Raw genomic sequence first — 17,828 nt, forward strand, 5'->3', positions numbered from 1 at the left:
AGCCGGTGTCGGCTTGTAGTTGTGTGCTTCGCAGTGCATTGGAACGTGGCGAACAGGCAGGAGGTTTGAGTGGCGACCAACGGATCGGGGCCGATCGAGCGCTATTTCCAGATTGTCGAAATCGTCGCGGCTTCCCACGACGGACTGACGCTTACCGACATCGCTCAGCTGACAGGACTGCCGAAGCCGACGGCGCATCGCCTGGTGCGCACGCTGGTCGATCTCGGCATCCTTGCCAGCGACGACACGTGGTACAAGACGTTCCGGATCGGCGCGCGCATGTGGCGCATGCTTCACCTCGGCGTCGATCGTGACAAGGCCAGCGCGTTCGCCCAACTCGTCGTCGACGACCTTGCCGCGCGGTTCGGCGAAACGGCTTACGTCGTGCGTCTCGACCGTACGGGGGTTCTTTCAATCGCGCGGTCGGCACCCGATCAGGGGCATCGGCTGCATGTCCTTCCGGGCGACCACCTGCCGGCGCACGCCGCAGCCTCGGCCAAGGCGATTCTTGCCTATCAGGACAGTTCCATGCTCGACGCATATCTGACGGAACCGCTTGAGCGACTGACGCCGTTTACGCACACCTCCCGAGACGAAGTGCTCGCCGAGTTCGAGAAGGTCAGACAGACCGGCTACGCGATCTGTGACCGCGAGATCGACGAGAACATCATGGCATATGCCTGTCCGGTTCCCGTCGACAACGTCGGCGTGGTCTATGCCATCGGCATCACCGGCCCGGTGACGCGATTGCGCAAGCAGCCTGCCGAGTTCTGGCTGGAGCCGATGAAGGCAGCGGCGCAGAGGTTGAGTACGATGGTCTCCACGCTGCGCGCCGACTGATGGGGCGGCAGGTTCAGAACATCGCGTTCGGCAGCACGAGGATAATCTGCGGGAAGACCATGCATATGGCGACCGCAACCAGCATCAACGCGATGAACGGAACGACCGACCGGTAGATATCGGTCATGCGCACTTCCGGCGGGGCGACCCCTCGCAGATAGAAGAGGTTGTAACCGAAGGGCGGCGTCAGGAAGCCGATCTCCATCATGATGATGAAGAGAATGCCGAACCAGACCGGATCGAAGCCGAGCGCGGTGATGATCGGCACGAAGATCGGCGCGGTGATCATGATGATACCCACGGTATCGAGCATCATGCCCATGATGAACAGGATCGACAGCATGCCGACGAGAATGAGCCATCGGTTCACCTCCAGGTCCAGCACGAGACCCTCGATCAAGCGGGATGCGCCCATCGCGGTATAGAAGGTCGACAGCGCCGTCGCCCCAATGATGATCCAGAAGATCATGCAGCTAAGCTGCAGCGTCTCCTCGCAGGCCTGCCGCAGCACCGACCAATCGAGACGCCCGAGCACCGCCGCCGCCAGGATCGATCCGGCAGCACCGATCGCACTGGCCTCCGACACGCTGGCGATGCCGGTCAGGATGGAACCCATCACCCCGACGATGAGCAGCACAGGCAGCACCAGGCCTTTGAGGCTGACGAGTTTCTCCCGCAACGAATAGCGCGTCATCTCGCGACCACCGCTGATTTCCGGCTGGAGCCAGCCGCGGATGATCAGATAGGCGATGAAGAGTGCCGAAATGAGCAGGCCGGGCAGAAGCCCCCGGCGTACAGCTTGCCGATGGAGGTGTTTGCAACGATGCCGTATACGATCATCGTCACGCTCGGCGGGATCAGGATGCCCAACGAGCCACCGGCGGCGATCGAGCCCAGCGCGATGTCCTTGCCGTAGCCGCGGGCCAGCATGGCGGGAATCGCGATCATGCCCATCGAGATGGTCGCGGCGCCGCTGATGCCCGCCATCGCGGCAAACAGGGTGCAGATGACGATCGTGCCGACGGCCAGGCCGCCCCGCAACCCGCCGAAGAACTTCTGCATCGTGTTGTAAAGGTCTTCCGCGATGCTTGCGCGCTGCAGCATGGCCGCCATGAAGATGAAGAGCGGAATCGCGACGTATTCGAAACTCGAGGCGGTCGAGAAGGCGCGGATAGGCACCATGTTCAGAGCCATCGGGCTCCAGAAGAAGTAGATCATGCCGATGGAGATGCCGCCGAGCGCGATAGCGATCGGAACGCCCAGCATCAGAAACAACAACATGAAGCCGAAAAGCAGACTCGTCGTCAGAACGGGATCGGCCATCATCATGCGGCCTCTTGCCCGTAAAGCGCGTCGCGCCAGCCACGCAGGAGGTTCAGAATCCACGCCAGCACCAACAGCGCAGCGCCGATGGGCAGCATCGCCTTGGGCAGCCAAACCGGCCCGCCCCAGCCGCCCGTTGCGGAACGCTCGCCCATGGCAAAGGACTTCAGGGCGAAGTCATAACCGAAGGACAATAGCACCCAGATGAAGAGCGCGAAGAGGGCCGTGGAGACCACGGTGTCGACGATGGCCTTCGCAAGCGGCGAAAAATGTTCGTAGACTGCATCGACCCGGACGAAGTTGCCCTTCGCCATGGCCCATGGGCCACCCAGGAAGATGAACGCGACGAGGAGCCACGTGCTTGCATCGCCGGCCCAGCGCACGGAACGGCCAAGCACGGCGCGCGAAAACATCTCGTAGATCATAATGGCGATGATCGCCAGAACGAAGAGCGCGACGACACGGCCAATGCCCGTGATCAGACGCTCGAGAAGATTGATGATGGTGTTCAGCATCGTCCCTCGTCATGAAAAAGCGGCCCTGACGGAGTTCGTCAGGGCCGCGCTGCAAGCTGTGCCTATTCGGCGGCTGCGCTGTCGAGGCGCCCCAGATCGCGAAGGAACTCGTTGAGAAGCTCCACGCCACGAGCGGCCAGTTCATTCTCTTCCGCATAGGCCTGCCAAAGCGTGCGGGCCTCCGCCTCCATCGCCAGCCACTCGGCTTCCGGGATGGTGGAAATCTCCACGCCGGCAGCCTGCATTTCCTGCATGGCCTTGGCGTCGTTGTTCATGCTGATGAGAATGTAGTCAAGCGAGGACGCGACGGCAGCCTCCTGAAGGATCGCCTTCAGATCGTCGGGCAACGCATCCCATGCCTGGCTGTTGACCGCAAAGAAGTTGTTCGGCACCGGCATTGGCGATGGCTGAACATAATATTTGGCGACTTCGTGGAACGAGTTGTTCATGTTGCCGGCGGGGCTTGCCCAGCGTGCCGCGTCGAGAACGCCTGTGGCCAGGGCGGTGTAGATTTCGCCGCCGCTCAGAAAGACCGGCGAGGCGCCCATCTTCTCGTACCACTCAGCTTCCAGACCGAAAGCACGGATCTTCAGGCCGTTGAAGTCGGCTTGCGACGTGATTGGCTTCGTCGACATGATGTCCCAGGCCGGCGAAAGCTGCGGCCCGAGATAGAACACGCCGTGCGGCTGGTAGGCCTCGCGTGCGATATCCAGGAAGCCGCGCTTGTAGAAGAAGTTGAACCGCTCCAGCGGTGTGCGCAGCGAGCCAGGCACGCCGCTCTCGATGCTGGCGATCGGGCCGAGCTTGCCGGCGTAGTATCCACCGGTCAGAACCGCCATTTCGGTGACGCCCGCGCCCACGGCCTCCAGGCCGTCGGCGATCGGAACAGCGCGCGCCGACCGGATAGATTTCAAACGTGATGCGTCCGCCTGACATCTCCGTCGCGAGGTCCGCGAACTTCTCCTGGAGCGCCACGTATCCCGGCTCGCCGGCATTGAGGTTGCTCTGAATGCGCCAGTGTACGGCATCCTGGGCGGAAGCCGCGGATACGCCAAGAAGACCGGCCCCGAGCATCACGACCGCGCGCAGATGGTGTCTGAAACGTGCAAACATCAAGTTTTCCCCTTCAAGAGTTTCATATAATGAGATTTCATCTTGTTTTATGAAACTCTCGCGCATTTCGCCCCTGTCGTCAAGTTGTGAAACCGACGCTCAGGATGCGCTCTGCTATCTCGGAATTGCAGGGATTGGAACTGGCGGCCAAGGCGACCAGGCAATGCGCACAACGCACGCCACGCCAGACGGCGGCTGACTTTCGGCAGGCCGGCATTCGGGTGCCACCGTCAGCGGCACCCGCAATATCTTGAAAGATCGGCTGGCGAACAGCGGCCCTGCGCCAGCGTCTCGGCCCTAGCCGCCGAGTTCGTGCAGGAGTGCGGCTCCGGTCCGGATGCCGTCGACGAAGCGCACAATCTCCAGGTTCTCGTTGGGCGCGTGGTTCGCCTCGTCGGCATTGGCGTAGGGAATGACAAAGGCCGGCTTGTTGAGGATCTTGGTGAAGACGTAGTCCGGCAAGCTGCCGCCGACCGTCGGGTACATCAGCGGCTCCACCCCGCGCGCCGCTACCACAGCCCGGCGGATCGGCTCGGCGTAGCGCGAATCCATCGGGGTCTTCGACGGCAGCATGCCGTTGAGCGGGACGAATTCCACGTCGGGGGCATGCTCCTTCACATGCGCAGCCACCTTCTCGAACACGTATTCAGGCGTCAGGGGCTCGACGAGGCGGATGTCGCATTTCGCGAATGCCTCGCACGGCAGGACGGTCTTCATCCCCGGCCCGCCATAGCCGCCATGCAGGCCGTTGATGGTCAGCGTGGGGTGGAACATCAGCCGGTCGTAATAGCCGCGGTCGTGCGGCTGATCGAGTTCACTGAGGCCAAGGTCGGCCTTCAGCGCGTCGAGGTCGAGCGGCAGGCGGGCGACGGCATCCCGCTCATAGTTCGTTGCCGGAATGACGGCCTCGGTGAGGCCATTGATGGTGATCTCGCCGGTCGGGCTTTTCATGGTCGCGAGCAGATGAACCAGCTTCCAGATGGCGTTCGGCACGACGCCGCCAAAATTGCCCGAGTGCACGTCTCGCGAGGCCGTACGGACACGAAGCTCGAATGCCGCGACGCCACGCACGCCGAACGTGACCACCGGTGCGCCGCTTTCGTGCAGCGGGCCGTCCGAGGTCACCACGAGGTCGGCGTTGAGCCGGTCGGCATGTTCTCGAACGAAATCGGCGATGTGCGGGCTGCCGATTTCCTCTTCGCCCTCAAGCAGGAAGATGACGTTGCAGGGCAGCTCGCCGTGAACGGCCAGGTGAGATTCGATCGCCAGAAGCTGGGCAAAATGCTGGCCCTTGTTGTCACCGATGCCGCGCGCATAGATGCGACCGTTGCGGATGGTCGGCTCGAAGGGCGGGCTTTCCCACAGCTCCAGCGGGTCTGGCGGCTGGACGTCGTAGTGACCGTAAAGAAGCACTGTCGGCTTATCCGACGAGACCATGCGTTTGCCGAGCACCATCGGATGGTTCGCCGTCGGCACGGCCTCCGCGTCGAAGCCAAGGCCCGAAAGATGGTCGACGAGCATTGCCGCCACTTCGCGAATGCCCAGGTTGTGGGCGCTTATCGAAGGGTGGCGGACATAGTCCATCACCCGCTCGATGAAGCTGTCGCGGTTCTGCTCGATATGCGCGAAGACCGGCTCAAGACGGCTATCGATCGTGGTCATTGGGCGGCTCCCTCCCGGGACAGGATAAGCGCGCCGGTCTCGTGGACGTGTCCCGTCCAGCCCGGTGCGACAAATGTGGTGGTATCGAGCTGGGTCAGGATCATCGGGCCGCTGAAGGTGGCACCGGCCCCGAGCCCTGCGCGGTCGACAAGCGGAACCCTCGCTTCGCCCGTAGCGAGATGCACGGTCGCCTCGTCATAGGCCTCCACCTTGTCTCCGTCCTCAATGATACCGATCGGAGCGGCGGCGGTCAGCCCTGAAGCCTCGACACGCAAGGTCACCAGTTCGATGGCAGCGTCAAGCGTGAAGCCGTAAAGCGCGCGATGCTCGTCGGCAAACGCGGCTTCCAAGGCCTCGACGCCGTCCACCCAACGGATGGCAATCTCGCCGCCCTGCCCGTGGTAGCGGAGAAGCGCGACGCGCTGCATGCGGCGCTTCTCGTCGGCGACGCCTTCCTGCTCGAACCAGTCCAGCGCCTGCGCTTCCAGTTCGCCGAAGACGGCGTTCGCCATGGTTGTGTCGATTGCACCCGCGCGCGGCAGGGTACGGCTGAACTCGGCCTTGAGGTCGGCGGCGAGAAGCCCGTCGGCACACAGAACGCCCGGTGCCGGCGCAATCATGATGCGCGAGATGCCGAGCAGCTCGGCCAGCGCACAGCCGTGCAGCGGACCTGCGCCACCGAACGGCACAAGCGTGAACTGGCGCGGATCGTGGCCGCGCTCCACCGAAACGACCCGCACGGCGCCGACCATATGGTTGTCGACAATCGCGAGGATGCCGCGCGCGGCCTCCTCGATGTCAAGCCCCAGCGGACTGGCGACACTTTCCGCAACGACCCTGCGCGCGGCCTCGACATCGAGCGCCATGCGTCCGCCGAGCAGTTTCGACGGCAGGTGGCCGAGCACGACATGGGCGTCCGTCACGGTTGCCTGCTGGCCGCCATGACCATAGGCGGCGGGGCCCGGCCGTGCGCCCGCACTGCGCGGACCGACGGAAAGTGCGCCATCCTCGACGGCAGCAATCGACCCGCCGCCGGCACCGATGGTCACCATGTCGACCATGGGCAGCGGCAGCGGCCATTCGCCCACCTTGCCGTTCTGAGTCAGGCCGATATGCCCGCCCTTGATCAGGCAGATGTCGGCGCTGGTGCCACCGATGTCGACCGTGATGAGATCGTCGATGCCGCAGGCAGCCGCGATCGCGCGGGCGCCGACGACACCGGCCGCCGGCCCGGAGAGTGCGGTCAGTGCCGGTGCCTGGCGGATTGCGGGTGCGCCGGCAACGCCGCCATTCGACTGCATGAGGAGAAGCGGCGCGGACACCGCCTCTTCCTCCAGCCGCTGCTCGAGCCGGCCCACATAGGTGGTCACGCCCGGCATAACCGTGGCGTTGAGCACCGTCGTCAGCGAGCGTTCGTATTCGCGCACGACCGGGAGGACGTCGACGGAGGTCGTCACCGCGAGATGCGGCAGCCGTTGCCGCAGGATTTCGGCGGCGCGGCGCTCATGCGCCGGATTGGCGAAGGCGTGCAGGAGGCAGACCGCGACAGCTTCCACATCCATCGAGGCGATGGCCTCGGCGGCCCGCTCGACGCTCGCCTCATCGAGGACGCGCTCCACGCCGCCGCCCGGCGCTATCCGCTCGTCGATCTCGATGATGCGCGACGCGGGCACCGGTCGCTCCGGCTTCACCCATGTGTAGAGATTGGCCTTGCGGGGAATATCCTGCCGACCGATCGCCAGCACATGCCGAAACCCGCGCGTGGTCACGAGCGCCGTGCGCGCGCCCTTGTCCTCGAGGATCATGTTGGTGGCGACGGTGGTGCCGTGCAGCACCTGCTGCAGCTTCGATGCGGGCGCTCCGGCGTCGGCAAGCGCGAGCCGGATGCCGTTCAGGAACGCTTCCGAAGGATCGGAAGGCACGCTGGGCGTCTTGGCGCGCCAGACCTGTCCGCTGGAACGGTCAAGCAGCGAGATGTCGGTGAAGGTCCCGCCGATGTCGACGGCGATGGAAAGTGCCTGATCAGTCGAGTGCATCGACATAGTCCTTGCGATGGAAACGGCGGGTGGCGGGGCGCTCGGAGCGCAGGCGCCTGGTGGCGACTTCGTCGACACGGCCGTCGACGATCTCGACGCCGTAGAGTGCACGGGCCGCATCGACGCTGACATATCCGCCGAGCACGTCTTCGAGCACCTTGGCGAGCGGCCGGTCGTACGGATGGCCGTAGCCGCCACCACCGCCGGTCTCGATGCGCAGGATATCGCCGCGGACGAGCCGGTTGCCGTCTGACAGCGGCGCGAGCGGCCGCTCCCTGTCCGTTCCCGGGTTGACGACAGCGCGACCCACGCCGCCCGACATGCCGCCCTCAATGCCCCAAGGCGGGTTCTTCACGCTGTCGATTCGAACCGCAAGCACGGCGTCCTCTGCCAGCACCTCATATTCGCGCACGATACCGCAGCCGCCGCGATACGCACCCGCGCCGCCGGAATCCTGCATGACGCCATAGGTGCGCAGTCGAACGGGATAGCCCAGTTCGAGAAACTCGACCGGATAGTTCTCCTGCGCAACGAAATAGACCGCGTCGATGCCATCGGCCTCGGGCCTTGCGCCATAACCGACGCCGATGCCGTCGGCCAACAGGAAGCGCTGGAGATCGCCGGACTCATCGCGGAAATTGCCGCGCATGATCGAGATCACATAGGCGGAATTGGCGGCAGGCGCTCCGCCATTCGCCACGTTGAGCAGGCCGTTGATTGCCGAGATCACCCGCATGGTAGTCAGGCCGCGCATGCCGAGCGGTGCCGGGAAACGCGGCAGCAGCAGCGAACCCTCGCGCAGACGGACTTCATCCAGTGCGTTCGGCCCACCGGCATTGCAGACCTGGGACGGGTCGCCGCCGAGATAATAGAGCCCGAGCGCCATGCCCGGAACGCCCCGGTTCATCAGATAATTGACCGGGCCGGGAGCCTGGTCGTCGCTCTCACTCGCGTCGAAAAGGAAGCGGTCTTCGCCGTCTGCGCCCTTCTCCCGCGTCAGGGAGAAGCGGATCTTGAAGGGGCCGTTGCCGTGCCCGTCACCATCGATGGCATCGGTGAAGGAGTGGGTGCCGTAGTCGAAAGTATCTGCGAGGCGGTCGCGCACGAGGCGGCGCGTACGTTCCAGCAACTGGGCGAAGGCGTCCTCGACGACGTGGGCGCCGAAGCGGTCGACGATCTCGCCCATGCGCTTCACACCGAGATCGACACTCGCCATCAGCGCGCGCATGTCGCCATTGCTCTGCTCGGGAAAGCGCGAGTTGCGGTGGAAGATCGACAGCGTCGCCTCGTTTACCTTGCCCTCATCGGCGAGCTTGGTCACGGGGATGATGATGCCTTCCTGGTAGATCTCGGTCGCATCCGGGCTGATCGAACCCGGCCGCAGCCCGCCGATGTCGGCGAAATGCGCCCAGCTCATCACGAATGCGCAGCGGCGGCCGTCCTTGAAGACGGGCGCCAGCAAGACCTGGTCGTTGGAGTGCGAGACCGCGCCCCGCGAACCGTAGCAGTCATTATACCAGTACAGATCGCCCGGCTTCATCTCGTCGGCCGGGAACTTCTCGAATACCGGGCTCGTCATGTCGCCGAAGATCGGCACCATGGACCCGACCGCCATGATGCCGTCGGCATCGAAGAGCGCGGTGTAGAAATCCTTCTTCTCGCGAATGAATGCGGAAATGGCGGTGCGCTCCAGCAGCGCCTCCATTTCCGATTGCGCGGCGGCAATCGCGCCGCGGATGATTTCCAGAGAGATGGGATCGCAGGCGCGTTCGTCCCTCTCCGGCTGGTCGGCCAGTTTCGCGGCCGTGGTTGGTTGATGCATCGAATGGTTTCCTGTTGATGCGGTTCACAAAGTGACGACGACGTTTCCCAGATTTCCGCCGGCCTCGACGGCGCGGTGCGCGTCGGCGATGTCCTCGAGGGCGAAGGTTCTGGCGATGGCCACGCGCAAATCGCCCTTGGCGGCAAGCTCGGCAATACGAAGCTCACCTTCGAGGCGCTCGGCCTTCGGGATCGCAAACCCCTGGATCACACGCAGGTTGGCGCCCTTGTTGGCAAAAGCGTAGTAGTCGAAAACGGGCTTTGGATCGCTGGTCGACGAATAGGACGCGATCGTGCCGTTTACCTTGAGCGCGGCAATGTCGACTGCGTGATTGGCTCCGAAGTCGACTTCGATCACACGATCCACGCCCTTGCCGACGGTAAGATCGAGGACGTGGGCTGCGACATCCTCCTGCCGGCGGTCGATGATTTCGTCGGCGCCGCCAGCGCGCGCGTGCTCGGCGGCCGCAGGGTTCGAAACGGTGCCGATGACCCTGGCCCCACCCGCTTTGGCCATCTGCACCGCGCAATGACCGACAGCCCCCGCAGCTCCGGCAACCAGAACCGTCTGGCCTTCCACCGTTCCGTCGGCGAAGACAGCGCGATACGCGGTCATCGCCGGCACGCCCAGACACGCTCCCGCCTCGAAAGACATAGCGTCAGGAAGCTGCACCGCCTGCTCGGCAGGCAGTGCGATCAGTTCGGCCGCCGTGCCGAAAGCGCGACCAGCCGTGCCATATCCACCCTGCGCGTTCCACATCCAGACGCGTTCACCCACGCGTGACGGATCGACCCGGTCACCCACCGCAACAATCTCGCCAGCCCCGTCGCAATGTGGAATGACGAGTGGATGCTGCATCGCCATGCCGTTCCATCCGGCGCGTCGTTTCACGTCTGCCGGATTGATGCCGGACGCGCGAACGCGCACCAGTACCTCGCCCGGTCCCGCAACCGGGTCCGGCCTTTCGCCGATAACGAGCACGTCTGCAGCGGGACCGGTCCGGGTATAAAAGGCACAGCGCATCAATCGGCCCCTTCGAAGAGGTGGCACGCGACCTGCCGCGTCCCGGTCTGCCTCAGCTCGGGCACTTCCTGGCTGCAGCGGTCAAAAGCGTGCGGACAACGGTCGCGGAAGACGCAACCTGAGGGTGGATTGCGTGGGTCAGGCGCGCCACGGCCGATCGGCAACGCATCGTGGCTCTGGTTCGGGTCCGGCACGGGAACCGCCGCAACCAGCGCCTTGGTGTAGGGGTGAAGCGGTTCGTGGACGATGTCCTCGGTCGGGCCGTCCTCCATCACCTTGCCGAGATACATGACGATGGTGCGCTCGCACACGTAGCGCACGAGGGCGAGGTCATGGCTGATGTAGATGGCGGTCAGGCCGAGGCGATCGCGCACGTCGCGAAAGACATTGAGCACGCCTGCCCGCACCGACACGTCGAGCATCGACACCGGCTCATCGGCAACGACGAAATCGGGTTCGAGAATCAGCGCGCGTGCCATGACAACGCGCTGCAACTGCCCGCCCGAAAGCTGGTGCGGATAGCGGTCGAGATACTGGCGCGGTTCGGGCAGGCGAACGAGTTCCAGAACGGAGACGATGCGCGCCTCGCGTTCGGCCGAGGGGACGCCTGCATTCTCCAGGGGCTCGGACAGGGTCTGACGGATTGTGAAGCGCGGGTTGATCGCGTCGAACGGGTTCTGGAAGATGAACTGCGCGCGCGAGCGGTAACGCTTGAGCTCCTGCCCCCTGAGGTCGGCGATCTTCTCGCCGTCGAAGCGGATCGCGCCGCCGGTCGCTTCTTCCAGCTTGAGCAGCAGGCGCCCCATCGAGGTCTTGCCACAGCCGGATTCTCCCAGAAGCCCGACGCTCTCGCCACGGCGTATGGTGAAGGTTACTCCGTCCACGGCCTTGACCACTGGCGGGTTGCCGCGCAGCGCCGACAGCGCGCCGCCGACCTTGTAGTGAAGGCGGGCATCCTCGATGCTGATGAGCGGTGCCGAAGTCTGCATTGTCATGCGACCGCCCTCCCCATCCAGGTTTCGATGCGCGCCGCCTTTTCTCGCAGCGCGGCCGCTTCGCCGGCCCGATGGCAGGCCACGGCGTGGTCGGCGGCAATACCCTCGAGGGGTGGCTGCACGGTTCGACATGTGTCGAGGACGAAGGGGCATCGCGGCGCGAAGCGGCAGCCCGGCGGCGGAAAAGCCAGGTTGGGTGGTGCGCCCTCGATCGGGGTCAGCACCCGGACGCAGCGCCCTGAAGGTCGGGAAAAGCGTTGCGCAGCCCCATCGTGTAGGGGTGGGACGGCTCGGTCAGCGTCGCCTGCATGGTTCCGGATTCGACGACCTTCCCGGCATACATGACGACGGTGCGGTCGCAGATATAGGCGACCACCGAGATGTCGTGCGTGACGAGAATGACCGAGATGCCGAGCGCGGCCTGCAGTTCGCGAAGCTGATCGAGGATCTGGCGCTGGACGATCACGTCGAGTGCCGTCACCGGCTCGTCGGCGATGACAAGTTTGGGATTAAGCGCCAGCGCCAGGGCGATCGCCACGCGCTGGCGCATCCCGCCGGAAAACTGGTGCGGGTAGTCCGACAGACGCCCACGGTCGATGCCCACCAGCTCGAACAGTTCCTCGCAGCGCCTGCGCGCATCCCGACGGCCAAGGCCGCCGCGCCGCCGAAGCACCTCGTTGAGCTGATACTCAACGGTGTAGACCGGATCGAGCGAGTTCATCGCACTTTGCGGGATGAATGCGATGTCGCGCCAGCGCAGGGCGTTCATCTCGCGCTCGGGAAGCGTCACGAGGTCCCGCCCGCCGAACATCATCTGGCCGCCGGTGATTGCGGCATTGTCGGCAATGACGCGCGTCAGCGCCCGCGCGACCGTCGTCTTGCCGCAGCCGGACTCTCCGACGAGGCCGACGATCGAGCCGCGGGCACATCGAAGCTCGCACCGTCGACTGCATCGATCCTGCCGGAGCCGACTTTATAGCTGACCTTGAGGTCGCGGACGGAAAGCAGCGGTTCAGTCATCGGCCAAGCTTGGGAAAGAGGATGTTTTCGTAGCCGCGCGTGATGAAGAAGCCGGCGGAAACGACGAGGATGATGCAGATGCCGGGCGGCACGAACCAGTAGTAGGCCTGCTTGGCCAATGCCTGGCTGGCGAAGGCGTCCTGCAGCATGTAGCCCCAGCTTATCGACTGGGGATCGCCGAAGCCGAGAAACGAGATCGAGGCTTCCGTGAGGATGGCCCATCCGATCGCGATCGAACCGTAGAGAAACGACAGCGGCAGGATGTTCGGCGCGATGTGGCGCAGGATGATCTTCATGTCGGAAGAGCCGGCGACGCGCGCGGCATCGACGTAGCCGCGCGAGCGCAAGGTCAGCACCTGGCTGCGGATGACACGCGCCGTGTCGCGCCACAGAACCAGCGCCATGGCGATCACGACGTTCCAGATAGAGGGTTCCAGAAACGCGGCCAGCACGATGACGAAGGGCAGGAACGGAATGCCGAAGGCGATGTCGGCGAGGCGCATCAGGATCACGTCGACCCAGCCGCGAAAATATCCGGATACGAGGCCGACGATGGAGCCGATCAGCGCCACCATGAAGGCGGCCGTGATGCCGATCAGCAGCGCCGAGCGCGAGCCGTGGACGATCTGGGAGAAGATGTCACGGCCAAGGCTGGTGGTGCCGAGTATGTAGCCGTCTTCGCCCGGCCGCAGGTCGGCCGCCAGATTGTAATCGGGTGTAGAGAGAATCTCCGTCGGATCGTATGGCGCTATCTGGTCGGCGAAAATCGCGGTCAGCACGAATACCGCGTAGATCAGCAATCCCAGAACGGCAAACGGGTCGTTCAGCGGTAAACGTAGGCTGCGGAACATGCGTCCGATCAGGCTCGGCTTTCTTTCCACCGCGGCATCAAGCATGGCTGATCCTCGGATCGAGCAAGGCATAGAGAAGATCGGCGATCAGGTTCATGACGATGACCACCACGGCAATCATCAGGAACGCGCCCTGCGCCAGCGGATAGTCGGAAGCCGAAACCGCGTTGACGAGTTCGCGCCCGAGACCGGGCCACGAGAAAACCGACTCGACTACCACATTGCCCTGGAGCTGGTAGCCCACCGCGATCGCAAACGAGGTCATGACCGGCAGCAGCGCGTTGCGCGCCGCATGGCGCACCACGACGGTCCAGTTCGACAGTCCCTTGATGCGCGCCATGGTGACGAAGTCTTCCTTCATGACGTCCAGCATGTTGGAGCGCATGAGAAGCAGCGGCAGGCCCTGGCTGTAGATCGCCAGCGTCAGCGCCGGCAGCGCCAGGTAGGTCAGGAAATCGCGCGAGGTGTAAAGCGCCCACAAACTGTCGTAGTTCGCGCCGGCCGGGCGCGTGCCTCCAGCGGGGAACCAGCCGAGATTGAAGGAGAAGATCGCAAGCAGCACCATGCCCAGCCAGAACTCGGGCATGGCCCGCGTCGTCAGCACCAGCGGGATTGCCGCATTTTCCACGACGCCGCCACGCTTCCAGGCGAGATAGGCGCCGGCAAGAATGCCGAACACATAGGCGATGATAAGCGAGGTGAATGTGAGGATCAGCGTGTTGGGCAGGAGCGCCAGGATGCGGTCGGCGACGGGCTCGCGGTACCGAAAGCTCTGGCCAAGCTCACCCTGCAAAAGATTGCCGACATAGATGAAGTATTGCTCCCACAGCGGCTTGTCCAAACCGAACTGCGCCATCAGCGCCTGCTGCTGCTCGACGGTAAAAGTCGGATCGATGTAGGCCGCCATCGGGTTGCCCGGCATGAGCCTGAACATCAGGAACAGGATCGTCACCACGGCCCAGAGAACAAGCAGAAGCTGAAGCGTACGGCTGAGCGCCGCCTTCAGGTGAGGCATGGGAGAACTCCAACGTCGGCGCAGGAAGCCGAGCGGTACCGCCAAATCGATGGCGGCACGCCGACCAATGCCAGCGTGCCGCCCAGGATCGTCTACTTCGCGAGCTCTTCGGTCTTGTCGCCCGGATAGTGCAGGCGCCCGCCTTCGAGCGTGTAGCCCGCCTCTTCGAGCATCCGCGCCGCGACATCGGTCCCGGTCTCGAACCCGTCCATCACGGCCGCATCGTACCAGAACTTGAGCGCCGGAGAGATGACGGAATTGGACGGTTCCGCAAATCCGCGGAAGGCAGCGCCCACGATCAGACGGCGGTCGACAGCCTGAGAGAGAGCCTTGCGGAATGCGGGATCGTCGAACGGCGCGCGGCGGTTGTTGAACGCCACGTAGCGGAAGCCCATCTCCACCGTGGAGACGACCTCGAGATCGCCGTCCTGCTCTGCCGCCTGAAGCAGCACCTGCGGATCGCCGGCAAACTCACCCATGAAGTTGATCTCGCCGGAGCGCAGCATGCCAAGCGCAGCCTCGACGTTGGGGACGATGCGCAGGATCCAGCGATCGGCCTTCGGCGCATTGAAGTGGTCCTTGTGGGCGGAGAGGACGATTTCCTCATTGGTCAGCCAGCGCTCGAACTTGAACGGACCGGAGCCGATCGGTGTCTGCTCCTGATAGCTCTCGGCGTTCTCTTCCTTTGTCTTCAGGTCCTCGATCACCGGCTCCCAGACATGCTTGGGAATCAGGTTGATCTTGGCAAGGCTGGAGGTGATGAAGGATGCAGCCGGCTGCTTCAGCGTGAACACGAGGTTGAGGTCGTCGACCACCTCGATCGTCTCGATGTTGGACGCAAACGGCGCGTACATCGGCGCTTCACCGGAGACCGCGGTCTCGAAGGAGAACTTGACGTCCTCGGCGGTCAGCGGCTCGCCGTCATGCCATTGCATGCCCTCGCGGAGCTTGACCTCGATGGTCTTGTCGTCACGCCATTCGTAGCTTTCAGCCGCCCAGGGCTTCGGCAGGCCGTCCGGGCCGACGCGGGCGATACGGTCGTAGACCAGCTCGAACACCCAGCTATCGACGCCGCCGGAGATGTAGAGCGGATTGATCGCCTGAACGTTGTCACCCGAATTGAGGATGATGTCCTTCTGCTCGCCCAGCGGTTCCAGCGACATGAAGGTCCAGGTGTTGCGGATGCCGATGCCGCTCTGCTCGACGACGGAGTCCTTGTTCCAGACCGTGTTGTCGAAAGCGAAGGTCTGCCGCGGATGAACCAGCATCATGTTGGGCTGGTCGGCAGCCAGAATTTCCTGCGCCTTGTAGATCAGGCCCTTGCGCGCTTCCTCGTCGATCTCGACGCGCTGCGCTGTCGCCACTTCATCATAGGCCGGATTGATATAGCCGATGAAGTTGTAACCCTTTTCGGCCGTGGAAGAATGGAAAAGGTTGTAGATTATCTCGTCCGGGTCGGAGCGCTCCGGACGGCCCACCATCTGCCAGGCTGTCACATCCCACGCATCGCGCTGGTACCAGACGATGTCGGACATCTGCTCCCACGGCATCACCCGAACGTTCACGTCGAGACCGAGCTTGCGCCATTCCTGGGCGATGAGCTGGATCGACTGGAATTCCTGCGGCTGCGCAGCCTGAGGACGGGTAAAAAGATCGATCGTGCGGATCTGGTCGCCGGCAAGAGCCGGCATCACGGCTGAAGCCGCGAGAATGGCAGCCAAGCTGACCGCCTTGAAGCAGGACCTCATGCTAGTTCTCCTCTGGATGGGTATCGTTTGCTTTTATTGGCGCGTCGCTCATGCAACGCGCAGGGTCTCCACGGACTGCCCGGCCTTCATCTTGGCGGGCGTCGGGAAAGCGGTCTTCGAATGGGAAAGTCCCATTGATACAAGTGTCTCCACGTGCTTGAGCGCGGCCTTGCCGGCATTGACGGCGGGGGCTCCCACGGCGGCCGAGACCTCATCCGCCATGTCGAGGAACGACATCGTCATACAGCCGAAAAGCAAAGCATCCGCACGGTCCTGCTCAACGCATACCTTGGCGACGTCGATCAAGCGGGACTTCGTCGCTTCGGGATCCTTCATCAGATCGAGAACGGGAATGCCGGTTGCGCGCACCGAGGCAAGCTTGGCCTTCACCCCTGCCCGATAGGCGAGAAGCTCCTGCCCGGCGGCCATGCTGTCGAAGATGGTGAGGATCGAAAACTTGTGGCCGAGCCCCGCCGCGAGCAATAGCGAACTCTCGCAGGGCCCCACCACCGGCATCGTCACCATCTCGCGCGCGGCCTCCAGGCCGGGATCGCCGAAACAGCCGATGATGGCACCATCGAAGCCGTCACGCTCGCACTTCATGATCAACTCGATCGTGGCGGGCACGCACATCGCCTCTTCGTAGGCGGACTCGATCGAGGCGGGACCGCTGGGCACATCGACCACCGAGACCTCCGTGCCCGAAAACGCCCAGGAGTTCAGAAGCTCCTCACGGCGACGCATCTCCTTGGCCCCCATCGACGTCTTCGACATCGGCCCTGGCACGACGTAAGCGATCCGCATTGACTCACCCCTCATGTTTCATTAGATGAAACTACGTTTCTTATTCCGCTCACTAAATCACAATTTTCCGATATTGCAACAGCCCATCGGCTGACGCGATAATCGATCCGGGAGGACACCATGACAAAAGAGGGGCAGGATCGGGATTACCGGATCGCAGCGGTAGACCGCGCGCTTCTCGTGCTGGAAGCCCTTGGCGAGAAGCCGGGTCAGGGCGTCACTACGCTTTCGAAGTCTCTTGGCCTGACCAAGTCGATCGTCTTCCGCCTGCTGCAAACGCTCGAGGAGCGCGGCTTCGTCTTCCGCGACCCGGAGCTGGCCGTCTATTCGCTCGGCTACCGGGTGGGCGTTCTCGGCGAACGTGTCGGACGCGACGGCAGCCTTCTGTTTGCGGCGCGGCCCGTGATGGATGCGCTGCGCGACAGGACCTCGGAGAACATCAACCTCGTCGTGCGGGAGGGGTCGCGCTCGCTGGTACTTGCAACACGCGCGGGACACCACTCCATCCGCCTCTTCGCGCAGGCCGGCCGCAACGGTCCCCTCCATGCCGGCGGCGGTTCGCTGTGCCTGCTCGCGTTTGCCGACCAGAGCGTCATCGACGCCGTGCTGTCCGGGCCGCTGGAAGCCTTCACACCCTACACGATTACCGATCGTGACAAGCTGCGCCAATTGCTCGACCGAATCCGCGCAAACGGCTTCAACATCGCGCTCAACGACCTCGACGAAGGCGCGTTTTCCGTTGCCGCGCCGATCATGGGACCGCATGACGATGTCATCGCATCGATTTCCGTCGCAGGCGCGATGGTGCGCTTCGACGAAGAGCGCCGCGAACACTACATCCAGGCCGCGCGCGAGGCAGCGGCCGAAATTTCTTCGAAGCTCTCGCTCCATCCTGGCGACCCCGCGCAGATCGGCACGCCGCTGATCGCCTAGGGCCCGTTTCCCTCTCCACGACCGTTATGCAGGCAAGGCCGGGCGCGTCATTCACGCGACCGGCTTTACCGCGCACCTGAGCTCTGGTAGCGTAAACTCATTGTGAAACAATGTTTCATTCAATAAAA

15 protein-coding genes and 1 pseudogene are annotated in these 17,828 nt (G+C 63.8%); 2 read left to right on the forward strand and 14 right to left on the reverse strand.

The features are described from left to right. The first annotated feature begins 69 nt into the window (after positions 1 to 69). Positions 70 to 840 (forward strand): IclR family transcriptional regulator, encoded by a 771-nt coding sequence (locus HK436_RS04085; RefSeq protein ID WP_173187534.1) that lies wholly within the window; start codon positions 70 to 72, stop codon positions 838 to 840. Positions 841 to 853: 13 nt separating this feature from the next. Here HK436_RS04085 and HK436_RS33385 read toward each other — a convergent pair. The 14 genes and pseudogenes from HK436_RS33385 to HK436_RS04150 form a co-directional block, all read right to left on the reverse strand. Continuing rightward, positions 854 to 2,169, reverse strand: a pseudogene (locus HK436_RS33385) (TRAP transporter large permease). Beyond that, positions 2,166 to 2,678 (reverse strand): TRAP transporter small permease subunit, encoded by a 513-nt coding sequence (locus HK436_RS04095; RefSeq protein ID WP_173187538.1) that lies wholly within the window; start codon positions 2,676 to 2,678, stop codon positions 2,166 to 2,168. The pseudogene HK436_RS33385 and the gene HK436_RS04095 overlap by 4 nt, the downstream one beginning before the upstream one ends. 62 nt (positions 2,679 to 2,740) lie before the next feature. After that, entirely contained in the window at positions 2,741 to 3,592 is an 852-nt protein-coding gene (dctP, locus tag HK436_RS04100) for a TRAP transporter substrate-binding protein DctP (RefSeq protein WP_173187540.1), read from the reverse strand. A gap of 496 nt (positions 3,593 to 4,088) precedes the next feature. Then, complete coding sequence (locus tag HK436_RS04105) at positions 4,089 to 5,453, reverse strand: M20/M25/M40 family metallo-hydrolase (RefSeq protein WP_173187542.1); 1,365 nt, start codon at positions 5,451 to 5,453, stop codon at positions 4,089 to 4,091. Further along, the gene (locus HK436_RS04110) at positions 5,450 to 7,489 is read right to left on the reverse strand and encodes a hydantoinase/oxoprolinase family protein (protein WP_173187544.1); all 2,040 of its coding nucleotides are present in this window, start codon (positions 7,487 to 7,489) and stop codon (positions 5,450 to 5,452) included. The genes HK436_RS04105 and HK436_RS04110 overlap by 4 nt, the downstream gene beginning before the upstream one ends. After that, positions 7,476 to 9,311 (reverse strand): hydantoinase B/oxoprolinase family protein, encoded by a 1,836-nt coding sequence (locus tag HK436_RS04115; RefSeq protein ID WP_173187546.1) that lies wholly within the window; start codon positions 9,309 to 9,311, stop codon positions 7,476 to 7,478. The genes HK436_RS04110 and HK436_RS04115 overlap by 14 nt, the downstream gene beginning before the upstream one ends. A gap of 24 nt (positions 9,312 to 9,335) precedes the next feature. Further along, a complete protein-coding gene (locus tag HK436_RS04120; RefSeq protein WP_173187548.1) occupies positions 9,336 to 10,334 on the reverse strand; it encodes an NADPH:quinone reductase in 999 nt (332 codons plus the stop codon). Continuing rightward, the gene (locus HK436_RS04125; RefSeq protein ID WP_206680483.1) at positions 10,334 to 11,329 is read right to left on the reverse strand and encodes an ABC transporter ATP-binding protein; all 996 of its coding nucleotides are present in this window, start codon (positions 11,327 to 11,329) and stop codon (positions 10,334 to 10,336) included. The genes HK436_RS04120 and HK436_RS04125 overlap by 1 nt, the downstream gene beginning before the upstream one ends. Continuing rightward, entirely contained in the window at positions 11,326 to 11,553 is a 228-nt protein-coding gene (locus HK436_RS33390) for an oligopeptide/dipeptide ABC transporter ATP-binding protein (RefSeq protein WP_206680484.1), read from the reverse strand. The genes HK436_RS04125 and HK436_RS33390 overlap by 4 nt, the downstream gene beginning before the upstream one ends. Then, complete coding sequence (locus tag HK436_RS30490; protein WP_312860561.1) at positions 11,547 to 12,242, reverse strand: ABC transporter ATP-binding protein; 696 nt, start codon at positions 12,240 to 12,242, stop codon at positions 11,547 to 11,549. Before HK436_RS30490 ends, HK436_RS33390 begins: the two co-directional genes overlap by 7 nt. A 103-nt stretch (positions 12,243 to 12,345) precedes the next feature. Continuing rightward, the gene (locus HK436_RS04135; protein WP_173187550.1) at positions 12,346 to 13,245 is read right to left on the reverse strand and encodes an ABC transporter permease; all 900 of its coding nucleotides are present in this window, start codon (positions 13,243 to 13,245) and stop codon (positions 12,346 to 12,348) included. Beyond that, a complete protein-coding gene (locus tag HK436_RS04140; protein WP_173187552.1) occupies positions 13,238 to 14,215 on the reverse strand; it encodes an ABC transporter permease in 978 nt (325 codons plus the stop codon). The genes HK436_RS04135 and HK436_RS04140 overlap by 8 nt, the downstream gene beginning before the upstream one ends. Before the next feature lie 92 nt (positions 14,216 to 14,307). Beyond that, on the reverse strand, positions 14,308 to 15,963 hold the full coding sequence (locus HK436_RS04145; protein WP_173187554.1) for an ABC transporter substrate-binding protein: 1,656 nt from the start codon (positions 15,961 to 15,963) through the stop codon (positions 14,308 to 14,310). 48 nt (positions 15,964 to 16,011) lie between these two features. Further along, positions 16,012 to 16,767, reverse strand: a complete 756-nt coding sequence (locus tag HK436_RS04150; RefSeq protein WP_173187556.1) for an aspartate/glutamate racemase family protein — start codon at positions 16,765 to 16,767, stop codon at positions 16,012 to 16,014. Between the two features lie 120 nt (positions 16,768 to 16,887). On the opposite strand from HK436_RS04150, the gene HK436_RS04155 reads away from it, so the two are divergent. Beyond that, on the forward strand, positions 16,888 to 17,700 hold the full coding sequence (locus HK436_RS04155) for an IclR family transcriptional regulator (protein ID WP_173187558.1): 813 nt from the start codon (positions 16,888 to 16,890) through the stop codon (positions 17,698 to 17,700). Positions 17,701 to 17,828 lie beyond the last annotated feature (128 nt).

The sequence above is a fragment of the Neoaquamicrobium sediminum genome, from assembly GCF_013240295.1.
GTDB lineage: Bacteria > Pseudomonadota > Alphaproteobacteria > Rhizobiales > Rhizobiaceae > Aerobium > Aerobium sediminum.